General features: G+C 40.7%; 11 protein-coding genes. All 11 read right to left on the bottom strand.

The window, feature by feature from the left end:
* Positions 1-61 precede the first annotated feature (61 nt).
* Positions 62-2,218 carry a glutamine synthetase III family protein gene (locus QSJ81_RS15950; RefSeq protein ID WP_285718347.1) on the bottom strand — a complete coding sequence of 719 codons (2,157 nt, stop codon included), beginning with the start codon at positions 2,216-2,218 and terminating at the stop codon, positions 62-64.
* A 230-nt stretch (positions 2,219-2,448) separates the two neighbouring features.
* A complete protein-coding gene (locus QSJ81_RS15945) occupies positions 2,449-3,651 on the bottom strand; it encodes an FAD-binding protein (protein ID WP_285718346.1) in 1,203 nt (400 codons plus the stop codon).
* A 13-nt stretch (positions 3,652-3,664) separates the two neighbouring features.
* Entirely contained in the window at positions 3,665-4,453 is a 789-nt protein-coding gene (locus tag QSJ81_RS15940) for an electron transfer flavoprotein subunit beta/FixA family protein (RefSeq protein ID WP_285718345.1), read from the bottom strand.
* A 42-nt stretch (positions 4,454-4,495) separates the two neighbouring features.
* Positions 4,496-5,635 carry an acyl-CoA dehydrogenase gene (locus QSJ81_RS15935; protein WP_285718344.1) on the bottom strand — a complete coding sequence of 380 codons (1,140 nt, stop codon included), beginning with the start codon at positions 5,633-5,635 and terminating at the stop codon, positions 4,496-4,498.
* 36 nt (positions 5,636-5,671) lie between these two features.
* Complete coding sequence (locus QSJ81_RS15930) at positions 5,672-6,850, bottom strand: acetyl-CoA C-acetyltransferase (RefSeq protein ID WP_285718556.1); 1,179 nt, start codon at positions 6,848-6,850, stop codon at positions 5,672-5,674.
* A gap of 112 nt (positions 6,851-6,962) precedes the next feature.
* A complete protein-coding gene (locus QSJ81_RS15925) occupies positions 6,963-7,622 on the bottom strand; it encodes a 3-oxoacid CoA-transferase subunit B (RefSeq protein WP_285718343.1) in 660 nt (219 codons plus the stop codon).
* A 1-nt stretch (position 7,623) separates the two neighbouring features.
* The gene (locus tag QSJ81_RS15920; protein WP_285718342.1) at positions 7,624-8,277 is read right to left on the bottom strand and encodes a CoA transferase subunit A; all 654 of its coding nucleotides are present in this window, start codon (positions 8,275-8,277) and stop codon (positions 7,624-7,626) included.
* Positions 8,278-8,317: 40 nt separating this feature from the next.
* Positions 8,318-9,604, bottom strand: coding sequence for a lysine 2,3-aminomutase (gene kamA, locus QSJ81_RS15915; RefSeq protein WP_285718341.1), 1,287 nt, complete (start codon positions 9,602-9,604; stop codon positions 8,318-8,320).
* Positions 9,605-9,675: 71 nt separating this feature from the next.
* The gene (locus tag QSJ81_RS15910; protein ID WP_285718340.1) at positions 9,676-11,169 is read right to left on the bottom strand and encodes an amino acid permease; all 1,494 of its coding nucleotides are present in this window, start codon (positions 11,167-11,169) and stop codon (positions 9,676-9,678) included.
* A gap of 358 nt (positions 11,170-11,527) precedes the next feature.
* Complete coding sequence (gene kce, locus QSJ81_RS15905; protein ID WP_285718339.1) at positions 11,528-12,358, bottom strand: 3-keto-5-aminohexanoate cleavage enzyme; 831 nt, start codon at positions 12,356-12,358, stop codon at positions 11,528-11,530.
* Entirely contained in the window at positions 12,351-12,749 is a 399-nt protein-coding gene (gene kal / locus QSJ81_RS15900) for a 3-aminobutyryl-CoA ammonia lyase (protein WP_285718338.1), read from the bottom strand. Before kal ends, kce begins: the two co-directional genes overlap by 8 nt.
* Between the last annotated feature and the right edge of the window lie 97 nt (positions 12,750-12,846).

Raw genomic sequence — 12,846 nt, 5'->3', positions numbered from 1 at the left:
AAGCGCTTGTATACAAAAATTAAAATCCTGGCTTGTACAGCCAGGATATTTAATTAATCGATTATATGTTGAATAATAGTTCACCATACGTTGGCATTGGCCATACATCTTTATCCACTAGAGTTTCAAGTGTATCAACAACTTCACGTAGTGTTGCCATTTTTTCAAATACATCAAAACGATATAATGAAGCTTGTTCATATATGTCCCCATGTGCATTTGAGGCTTTTTCTACAGTTTCTTCAAGAACAGTAATCGCTTTCTTTAATGCCCCATTTAAGGAAGAAACTTCTGTTAACAATTCAGTTTGAGCGGTTAAGTCAACCGCTACACCTGTAGCTTTGATTGTATTGATTGAAGCAGCAAGACCTGTAGCAGATTTGATAACAGCAGGCATTATTTCTCTCTTAGCCATTTCTATCATTGTCAATGCTTCAATATTAATTGTTTTGATATAATTCTCAAGAGCTATTTCATAACGAGATTCCATTTCTAATCTACTCAATACACCATGTTTTTCCATTACGGCTATGTTCTTTTCAGAAATAAGAGCTTTAATCGATTCAACTGTAGTTTTTAAGTTTGGAAGCCCTCTCTTTTCAGCTTCAACAACCCATTCATCTGAGTAGCCATTGCCGTTAAATACCACTCTTTTGTGCTTGCTAACATATTCAGCAAGAATTGCTTTGACTTCGGCATTTACATCCTTAGCCTTTTCCAATCTACTAGCAACTTCGTCCAGTATTTCAGCTACAATCGTATTTAAAGTTATGTTTGGCTCAGCAATGGATGCTGAAGATGGGCACATTCTAAATTCGAATTTATTACCGGTAAATGCAAATGGGGAAGTTCTGTTTCTGTCAGTTGCATCTTTTGGCAATACAGGCAACGTAGTAACACCAATCTCCATGTTACCGCCAGATTTAGAGCTTGTAGCTCCACCGTTCTCAATTTGTTCTAGAATATCTTGTAATTGCTCTCCTAAGAATATTGAGATAATAGCTGGAGGAGCTTCATTAGCACCTAATCTATGATCATTCCCTGGATTTGCAGCCGATACTCTCAATAAATCTGAGTAAACATCAACGGCTTTTATAACAGAACATAAGAATACAAGAAACTGTCTATTATCATGAGGAGTCTTACCTGGTTCTAGTAAATTCATTCCATCATCTGTTCCCATAGACCAGTTATTATGCTTACCGGAACCATTAATTCCAGCGAATGGTTTTTCATGCAACAAACAAACAAGACCTTGTCTTAAGGCAACTTTCTTCATTGTATCCATAGTAAGTTGGTTGTGATCTGTTGCTATATTTGTCGTAGTATATATTGGAGCTAACTCATGTTGCGCAGGAGCCACTTCGTTATGTTTGCTCTTTGCCGAAATCCCAAGTTTCCAAAGTTCTTCATCTAATTCCTTCATGTAATTAGAAATTCTTTCTTTAATTGAACCAAAATAATGATCATCTAATTCTTGGCCCTTAGGAGGTTTAGCACCAAAAAGTGTTCTTCCTGTAAATTTTAAGTCTTTTCTTTGATCATATATTTTTTTATCAACAATAAAGTATTCTTGTTCTGGTCCAACAGTTGTTATAACTTTCTTAGATGTTGTATTTCCAAGCGCTTTTAATACACGTAATGCTTGTTTCGATAACGCTTCCATTGAAGATAATAACGGAATCTTCTTGTCCAAGGCCTCTCCAGTATAAGAACAAAAAGCCGTTGGTATACATAATGAACCGTCTTTTACAAATGCTGGTGATGTACAATCCCATGCAGTATATCCTCTAGCTTCAAAAGTAGCTCTAAGACCACCAGAAGGGAATGAAGAAGCATCCGGTTCTCCCTTAATTAATTCTTTGCCTGAGAACTCCATAATAGCTTTACCATCATCAGTTGGTGATATAAAGGCATCATGTTTTTCCGCAGTGATACCTGTCATAGGTTGGAACCAATGAGTAAAATGGGTTGCGCCTTTTTCAAGAGCCCAATCTTTCATAGCGGTAGCTACTACATCTGCTACTGCTGGATCTAAAGGAAGACCCCCTTCAATTGTCTTTTTTAAAGCTTTATATGTAGCTTTAGGAAGACTCTCTTTCATAACGGCATCATTAAATACATTTGATCCAAAAAGTTGACCTAACTTGCTCATCAAAAAAACCCCTCTCATCTTTTCATCATTTGGCATTAAACGGATAGCAATTTCTTTTCTCATTAAAACGTTTACACTTTAGTTTTTCCAATAATGGTAACACAATTCCTAAAAAAAAACAGACCCCTCCACTTATTCAGTGATAGGAGTCTTCGTTGACCCATTATTTTTCAGTTATAGTATTATTATAGCACAAGAATGAATTTTGTCTAGATATTTTAACTTACTTTTATAAAAATAAAAAATACCTTCTTCCAGATTAATGCTCTATATCGTTACATTAAATGAGTTATCTAACAAATATGCTCACACTTATTTTTACTGAACTCTTCTATCAAAAACGGAATAATTTCTATTGCATCACCAACGATACCATAATTCGCCACTTTGAAGATTGGAGCATCGGCATCTTTGTTAATAGCAATGATAATGTCCGAAGAGGACATGCCTGCCAAGTGCTGGATAGCTCCTGATATGCCGCAGGCAAAGTATATTTTCGGTCCTACTGTTTTACCAGTCTGCCCTACTTGATGTATATGAGGCTTCCAACCAGCGTCTACCGCCGCCCGCGATGCCCCCACCGCGCCACCTAAAACACTTGCCAATTCTTCAATCAACACAAAGTTTTCTGGTTTACACATACCACGACCACCAGACACGATAATTTCAGCTTCTTCTAGTTTGCATGAGGCGGTACATACTTTGATGACGTCGATTAGTTTTGTGCGAATGTCTGACGATTTGACTTTGCTTGCCACTTGCACAATTTCACCGGTACGAGTAAAATCCTGCTCCAGACACTTGAATACTTTCGGGCGAACAGTGCCCATTTGTGGACGATGATCAGGACAGAGAATAGTAGCCATGATATTACCGCCAAAGGCCGGACGCGTCCAAGCAACAAGTCCGGTAGCTTCATCAATACCTAAACTAGTACAGTCAGCCGTCAAACCTGTGCCTACCCTGCAGGCTACCCGCGGTCCCAAATCACGCCCGTCATTGGTCGCACCTATGAGAATAACAGCAGGTCGGTAGGTTTTTATTAGATCGGAAAAGGCAATAGTATAAGCGTCAGTGGTATAGTGCTTGTATTCAGCACCTTCTACTAAGTATACTTTGTCGGCACCACTGGAAAAAACTTCTTTAGCTAGTTTTTTTACATTATCACCAATGATTACACCTGAAAGTTCCTGCCCCATTGTTTCAGCCAACTTGCGACCTTCGCCTAAAAGTTCCTGCCCAACGCTACGTACCTGTCCGCTGATTTGCTCAATAAATACCCAGACACCTTTATACTCATTTTTATCTATTTCAATTGTTTTTTCTTCATCTTCCAGGATAATCGCCCCTATCGGACAAGTATCTAGACATGCAGAGCATACGGTACACCCTTCCGCAATTACCGCTTTGCCATCTTGCATAATAATAGTATTAAAAGGACAAACGCCAATACAAGCACCGCAGCCGATACATTCTTCAATTACTTTTATTGCCACCTTTTTCTACCCCCTAAACAATCTTTGCCTCTGATAGTTTGGCTACTAACTTAAAAGCCGCTTCTCTAGCTGTATCTGCCTTAATGATTTCTCCTTGCATCCGTTGACTTGGAGTAAAAATACGGCGCACTTGGGTTGGCGATCCTTTAAGCCCGATACGTTCAGCTCCAACCTGAACATCATGTACTGTCCATACAGGAATTTCTTTGCGGTTAGCTTTCAGCGCGCCCTTAACGGTAGCGTAACGCGGCTGATGATTGCTGGACTTAATTACGGTCACTAGTGCAGGCAAAGAAGATTCAATAATTTCATAACCTTCTTCATGCTCCCGCTCCACACGGATAGCATCAGTCAGTGCATCAATTTTTGCTACATAGGTTACTTGTGGAATATTAAGATGTTCGGCAATTTCCGGACCAACTTGAGCAGTATCGCCATCGATAGCTTGTTTGCCACAGATGATGAGATCCACTTTGCCCATTTTTTTGATGCCAGCAGCTAGCGTATGACTGGTAGCTAACGTATCAGAGCCACCAAAGGCACGATCACTCATCAGAATGGCTTCGTCAACCCCCATGGCCAAACATTCTTTTAAAGCCTCTTTAGCCTGGGGTGGTCCCATGGAAATGACCGTAACCCGTCCGCCATACTTTTCTTTAATTTGCAACGCAGCTTCTACGGCATTTTTATCGAAAGGATTGACAATACTGGGAATACCCTGGCGAATCAAAGTATTCGTCTGGGGATCAATCTTTACTTCAGTCGTGTCAGGCACTTGCTTGACGCAAACTACTATTTCCATTACCTCAAAACCTCCATTACTCAAATCAATTCCATATGTTTTTTACCGTAATATAGCACTGGAAATAACCATACGTTGTACTTGGTTGGTACCTTCATAAATTTGTGTAATCTTTGCGTTACGCATCAGACGCTCAACTGGATATTCTCGGCTATAGCCATAGCCGCCAAAAATTTGCACGGCATCAGTAGTAACAGACATGGCTGCATCAGAAGCATACATTTTTGCCATGGCTGCTTCTTTGGCATAAGATAAGCCTTTACCTTTAAGATAGGCAGCTCGATATACTAGAAGACGGGCAGCCTCAACTTTGGTCGCCATATCAGCTAGCATAAATGCAATAGCCTGATTGCTGGCAAGCGGTTTACCAAATTGCACCCGCTCCTTGGCATATTTAGTGGCATGATCCAGAGCGGCTTGGGCAATCCCAAGAGCTTGAGCGGCAACACCAATACGACCGCCATCAAGAGTACTCATTGCAATTTTGAAGCCATCGCCTTCTCTGCCTAGCAGATTTTCTCGTGGTATACGTAAATCCTGGAATACTAGTTCCATAGTAATGGAAGTACGAATACCCATCTTATGTTCCTTTTTACCAAAAGTAAAACCAGGCATACCCTTTTCCAGGATAAATGCGGAAATACCCTTTGCACCTTTTGCTTTGTCAGTCATAGCAAAAATAACATAAGTCTCAGCTTCACCAGCATTAGTAATAAAAATCTTACTGCCATTTATAATGTAATGCTCTCCATCTAATATAGCCACCGTCTGCTGTGAAGCAGCATCAGTACCGGCATTAGGCTCAGTCAAACCAAATGCTCCAAGCGCAGTTCCTTCAAGTAATGGCGGCAAATATTTCTGTTTTTGATCTTCCGTTCCATAAGCATAAATTGGCCAGGCACATAATGATACCGTAGCAGACAAAGTAATACCAAGACCATCATCCACTTTAGATAGTTCTTCAACCGCTAAAATATAGCTTAAAAAGTCACCATCAGCGCCACCATATTTCTCGGGAAAACAAATACCAGCGAACCCTATTTTCCCCAGTGTATCAAATAATTCCCGAGAAAACTCTTCGTTTTCATCCCGCTCACCTATACCAATGACCACTTCTTTCTCTGCAAATTCACGCGCCATTTTTTGAATTATCCTTTGATCTTCACTATATTGAAATTGCACAATCGCACTCCTCCGATCTTTTTCTAAAAAAAACAACTATATACGCTCAATAACAGTCGCTATGCCTTGACCGCCACCAATACACAAAGTCGCCAGACCCACTTTGGCACCTCTATATTCCATAGCATGAAGTAATGTAACCAATATACGCGCTCCGCTTGCACCAATTGGATGGCCTAGAGCAATGGCACCACCATTAACATTAACTTTTTCTTTCATAAAACCAAGCTCTTTACCTACAGCAAGGAACTGAGCAGCAAAAGCCTCATTAGCCTCAATAAGGTCAAGATCATTCACAGTCAGACCAACTTTATTCAATGCCTTACGAGTTGCTGGAACTGGTCCCATTCCCATAATACTTGGATCAACACCGCCTGAACCAATAGAACGAATACGAGCCAGTGGCTTAATATCCATTTGTTGTGCTTTATCAGCAGACATCACGACTAATGCAGCTGCACCGTCATTAATACCGGAGGCATTACCAGCTGTAACGGTACCATCTTTTTTAAAAGCAGGACGCAAATCACATAAGCTTTGATAGGTTGTTCCTTTTGGATATTCATCTGTATCAAAAATAGTGTCGCCTTTTTTGCCTTTTATAGTAACAGGAACAATTTCCTGCTTAAATGCGCCGCTCTCAATCGCTTTAGCGGCTTTATTTTGAGATTCAAATGCTAATTGGTCTAGCTCTTCACGAGCAAGACCGTATTTGGTTACAATATTTTCAGCGGTAATACCCATGTGATAGTCGTTAAAGTTACACCACAAACCGTCTTGAATCATAACATCAGTTAACTTGGAATGCCCCATGCGATAGCCCCATCGTGCCTTGCTATCCAAAAGATATGGCGCATTGGTCATACTCTCCATACCGCCAGCGACAACAATATCAGCATCACCAGCCATAATGGCCTGGGTCGCCAAATTAACTGCTTTTAGTCCTGAACCACACACTTTATTCACAGTATAAGATGGTACTTCAACTGGAATGCCGCCTATTATAGCTGCTTGTCGGGCAGGGTTTTGCCCCAACCCAGCCTGCAGAACATTACCAAAAATCACTTCATCAATATTTTCTTTTGCTACTCCAGCACGTTCCACAACTTCTTTAATGACAATACCACCTAAATGAATAGCAGAAAAAGAAGCTAAGGAGCCGTTAAAACTACCTATGGCAGTGCGCACTGCACTAACAATAACCACGTCTTTCATAATCTCACGCCTTCCTGCATATTCCCTCACTTTCCTCATTCCGAAACAATTTTGATAAGTAGTGCCAACAGTTGGATCTGTTGGCACTATTTGTACGTTTGACCAACTAAAATCAAAACGTCCCAATGTTTCCGTTTGAATAGAATAATTGCCCACCAGTAGCAGCAACTACTTCTTCTAATGTGGTATCTTCGGCTATTTCAATGAGATGTAGTCCATCTGGACGAACTGCGATAACCGCCATATCTGTAACAATTAGATCAACCTCAGCTTGAGCTGTAAGCGGCAAAGAACACTTCTTTACTATTTTAGGAGAGCCATCTTTATTTATATGTTCCATGGCAATAATGATTTTTTTTGCGCCCACAACTAAGTCCATGGCTCCGCCCATACCCGAAATTCTTTTTCCCGGAACCATCCAGTTAGCTAGATTCCCTTGTTCATCTACTTCCAATGCGCCTAACACCGTAGTATCAACATGCCCTCCTCGAATTATGGCAAATGACATAGCACTGTCAAAACAGCATCCATTCTCTTGTATCGTCACTGGCTTTCCTCCAGCATTTACTAAATCTTTATCTTCCGAGCCTTTTTGCGGTTCTGGTCCAATTCCTAAGAATCCATTTTCCGAATGCAAGATAATAGAAACTCCACTGGGTAGATAATTTGCCACTAGAGTGGGCATACCAATCCCCAAGTTTACCACATCACCATCATGCAATTCTTTGGCTACCCGTATTGCAATGCGAGTTCGCTTATCCATTTGTGGCATACTATTCCCCCCCCTTGACCAACAAATCGACAAATATTCCCGGCGTTGCCACATAATCAGGTTCAATCGAGCCTACTGGCACTATTTCCTCCACTTCGACAATAACTGTCTTGGCAGCCATAGCCATCAAGGGATTAAAATTTCTGGCTGAAAAACGATAGACTAGATTACCGCTCGTATCGGCTTTATATGCTTTTATCAAAGCTATATCAGCTTTCAATGGTTCTTCTAGCAAATACGTTTTCTCTGCTACAACTATTTTTTGTTTTCCGTTTTCTACGACTGTTCCAACACCGGTAGGAGTTAATATCCCCCCCAAGCCAGCACCGCCTGCTCGAATTTGTTCAGCAAGAGTTCCCTGAGGGGTTAAAACAATCTTCATATCCCCATTCTCCATACATTTGCCACTATCAGGATGTCCGCCGATATAAGATGTATATAATACATTAATTTGTTTGCTGTCTTGAAGCTTACCAACACCTACGCCAGGAAAAGCACTATCATTCGTAATGATGGTTATGTTTTTAGTACCTTGATTTACCAGAGCCTGCACCAAGCTATCAGGTGTACCAACACCTAAAAAACCACCAATCATGATCGACATTCCCTCGCAAATATCCTTTACCGCCTCTTCAGCAGTACAAAATCTTGCCATAATCCACCTTCCACCTCCTAAAACCCCAATCATCACTAAGCTATTTTGCTATAAGTAAAGCAGGCTCCTCGTTTCCTAATTTTTCTGTGTTTCTAAGCACGGATTGCGTCGATGTCAAGGAACAATGATCACCACTAAGTAATCCAGCCAATCCCACCGTTGTATCATGATGGTAACCACCGCATACTTCGCACGGCGCTTCTGGATCTACACAGTGCTTTGGTTCAGTATAGGTTGTGAAGATGCCCTCATAGTTCCGCAAAACGGTTTTACTGGAATTTTGGGAAACCATATATTGAGGCATAACAGGAATTTTACCGCCACCGCCTGGTGCATCAACCACATAAGTGGGAACTGCTAAACCTGAAGTATGCCCTCTTAAATACTCAATCGCTTGAATCCCTGAACTAATTGGAGTCCTAAAGTGTTGTATGCCTTGTGACATATCACATTGATAAATATAGTAAGGCTTTACTCTTATCATTAGTAATTGCTGCATCAATTTCTTTATTAATTCCGGACAATCATTGACGCCTTTTAAGAGGACAGCTTGATTGCCAAGCGGCACTCCAGCATCAGCCAAACGAGCACAAGCCTCTTTAGCAGCTGTCGTAATTTCTTTGGGATGGTTAAAATGAACATTTACATAAATCGGATGATAGCGTTTCAGAATAGCACACAGGGCAGGAGTAATCCTTTGCGGCAAAACCACCGGCGTACGAGTACCAAAACGGATAATTTCTACATGCTTTATTTGCCGTAATTCTTGTAAAATATACTCAATCAACTCATCGCTTATTAAAAAGGCATCACCGCCAGACAAAACTACATCCCTAACTACGGTTGTTTCACGTATATACTGGATACAACGATTAATTTGTTCTTTTGAACGCGCTTGGTCACAGACTCCCGCAATACGCCTTCTAGTACAATGACGGCAATACATTGAACATTGGTCAGTAACTAAAAACAGTACCCGATCAGGATATCTATGAGTTAGTCCAGGAACAGGCGAGTCCTTATCTTCATGCAGAGGATCAGCCATATCAAATTGGCCAAACTCTAATTCAGCCGTTGTCGGAACAGCTTGCTTGCGAACTGGGCAATTCAAGTTATCAGCATCAATTAATGTTGCATAATAAGGAGTAATCGCCATTCTTAAACTTTGTAAACAATTGACTATTCCGTCTTCTTCCTCACGAGCTAATGAAACAACCTGCTTCAATACCGTCATTGAAGTTATACGGTTAGCTACCTGCCACCGCCAGTCTTGCCACTCTTCTTCTTTAACATTCGCCCACAAGGGGATATCACGATAATCACGCATTTTATGTACTCCCTTCGGAATTCACTTGATTTTTACAATCTGTTATCCCCATTTTGGGGTGGAACTTGCAATCAGATAGCATTCTTACTTAAGTCTACTTCTTCCAAAGCAATTAACTTGCTCTTCTTCGAAAGCTTATATCCAATATAAGTTGCCAAGAAGATTGGAATACCCACATAGGAAACGACTATGCCATACCAATCCACTTCCCCGCCTAAAAATGCGTTATAGTTCTGCCCAATAATTACAAAAAAGCAAAGTACCATAGCGAATATAGGTCCAAAGGGGAACCATTTTGCTTTATACTTGAGTTCATTTAAATCAAACCCTTGTTTGATAAATGCCTTCCGAAAACGGTAGTGGCTAATGGCAATACCCAACCAAGCTATAAATCCGATCATACCAGTAATGTTAAGTAACCAGGTATAAGCAGTGCCTTCACCAACTAGTGAGGACAGAAAGGCAAGAAATCCAATAGCAGACGTAATATATAGAGAATTAACTGGGACACCACGTTTATTAACCTTACCAAATATCTTCGGTGCTTTTCCTTCTTTTGCCATCGCATAAAGCATACGAGTTGAAGCATACAGTCCTGAATTAGCACAAGATAGTACTGACGTGAGAATGATTGCATTCATCAGGGAAGCCGCTGCGCTAAAACCAGCACGGCTAAATACAAGAGTAAAGGGACTAACGGCAACATTCTCCACATCACTTTTCAATAAATTTTCGTCAGTATAAGGTAGTACAAAACCAATAATTATTAAAGCACCAATATAAAATAGGAGAATACGCCAGAACACCGTATTAATTGCTTTTGGCACATCTTTTTCAGGATTCTGACTTTCACCAGCCGCAATACCAACTAGCTCAGTTCCTTGGAAAGAAAAGCCAGCAATCATGAAAATCGCCAGTATAGAGCCTAATCCGCCGACGAAAGGTGCCTCCTCAATGTGCCAATTAGCAAATCCAGGCGAGGGACTCCCTATCCCTAAAATCATCAAAATACCTACCAATAAAAATATCATTGCAGTTACAACCTTAGCACCAGCAAACCAATATTCACTCTCACCATAAGCTCGTGTTGACAAAAAATTAAGTGTAAATAAAATGACTAAAAATAGCCCACTCCAGTAATATCCTGGGATATCAGGGAACCAAAACTTCATAATGATAGCTCCTGCCACTAATTCTGCCGCTATACAAGTAGCCCAGTTTAACCAATAGTTCCAACCTATTGCAAATCCTAAGGCGGGATCGACAAACCTGGCCGCATATGTTCCGAAAGATCCTGGAACAGGTAAATAGGTTGCCATTTCTCCTAAACTCGTCATTAGAAAGTAAACCATAATTCCAATAACTCCATAAGCCACTAGTGCTCCGCCCGGACCGGCAGTACTAACTGATGCACCGCTAGCCAAAAACAAACCAGTACCGATAGCACCTCCAAGTGCTATCATATTCATGTGACGGGCTCTTAAACTTCGCTTTAGCTCCTCTTTATCCCCAATACCAGTCTCCCTTATACTTAAGTTTTTCCCCTTCTCTAGGTCGGCGTTCATTCGATTCACTCCTTTTTATATTCAGCTTAAGAACGCTTCAGTAAATTTAAAACAATTTTAAATTTTCAATAAATTAAATTACTGTAACAACGAAGATTTCTAGGGCACCAATACCTTTCACTATAAATGAATTGCAATAAACATGCCAACAGTAGAGTCCACGTCAATGACATACTTATGGTACCCCCACAGAGTATCAGCCTCTACTCTTGACTATTTTTGGGCACTGTGTCAAAACAAAATGGCTAACTTACTCTATTTATAGCTTTTTATTAATCGCCTAAAATTCAGCAGATGCAAAAAATCCGGCAGTATCTACTGCCGGATTTTTTAGGAAATCTACTTCTTTATCTATTGACTAAACCGCTCTACTTCTCCCATGCAACCCCAAAATTTCCCTAGCTTGATCAGGCGTAGCAATTTCCCGTCCCAACTCTCCTGCGATCCGTACAACTCGTTCTACTAATTGGGCGTTACTGTCAGCTAATACTCCTTTTGTATAATACACATTATCCTCAAAGCCGACACGAACATGTCCGCCCATTACAATACCCATTGTCGCTAGCGGCAATTCACTGCGCCCGATTCCAGCCACCGTCCAAGTGCATCCAGGTGGTAAAGACTCAACCAGATGCAGTAAATTCCTAGGTTCTCCCGTTATACCTCCAGGAACTCCCATCACAAAGTCAAAATGAAGGGGCAGCTGCAAAATTCCTTTTTTTACTAGCTGCAAAGCATTATTAACCATACCAACCTCAAATACCTCAATTTCCGGCTTAACCCCCTGCTCTACCATTGCTTGGGCAAATGTTTCAATGTTTGACATGGAATTTGAAAATATTTCTTCACCAAAATTAACTGTACCTGTAGTTAATGTTGCCATCTCTGGTCTTAGTTCTACCGGTTGTAAACGTTCCTCCGCTGTCATCCATGACGCTCCGCCAGTGGATGTTTGAATAATTACATTACTATCCTTTTTGATCAAATCCATTGTTTCTTTAAAAATGGATTTAGACTGAGTGGCATTTCCCTCTTTATCTCTAACATGAAGATGAATAATAGAAGCTCCTTTTTCAGCACAATGTATTGCCTCATCAGCAATTTCCCTAGGCGTAAGTGGTAAATTAGGATTGTCTTTTCGGGAGGTTTCAGCCCCGACTAGTGCAACCGTAATGATGAGCTTATCCAAATTCTCCACCTCTTTGCTTTTCTTTAGGAACGACACATGTCCCGCTAGCCGTGCAAACAAGCACTGGTTCAATAAGTACAGATGCCGAAGAATCATGTGGGGCAATTTGATCTAATGCAATAACTTTCATAGCGGTAAATTCCATCCGTCGTGATGTATTACCTATCTTTACAATTTTCCCCCTGGCCTCGATAAAATCACCAGCATAAACAGGTTCTTTAAATTCCACATTATCATATGCAACAAACAGACCTTCATCACCATCACTACGGATTAACAATTCTGTTGCCACATCACCAAATAAATCCAACATTCGCGATCCATTGACTAATCCTCCGGCATAATGAGCATCATGTTCACTCATTCGTATACGTATTAATGCTTCTTCCATATTCTTCCCTCTTTTTTTCTCCAGTCGCTCGCTTCACCTTTGCCGTAAGCAGTTCAGCCTAGCATCTGAATTTTTTTTACCAGTCCCTCTACTATAT

This window comes from Pelosinus sp. IPA-1, assembly GCF_030269905.1.
GTDB lineage: Bacteria > Bacillota > Negativicutes > DSM-13327 > DSM-13327 > Pelosinus.
The sequence above is the reverse complement of the archived record's forward strand: the minus strand, read 5'-3'. Positions and strand labels throughout refer to the sequence as shown.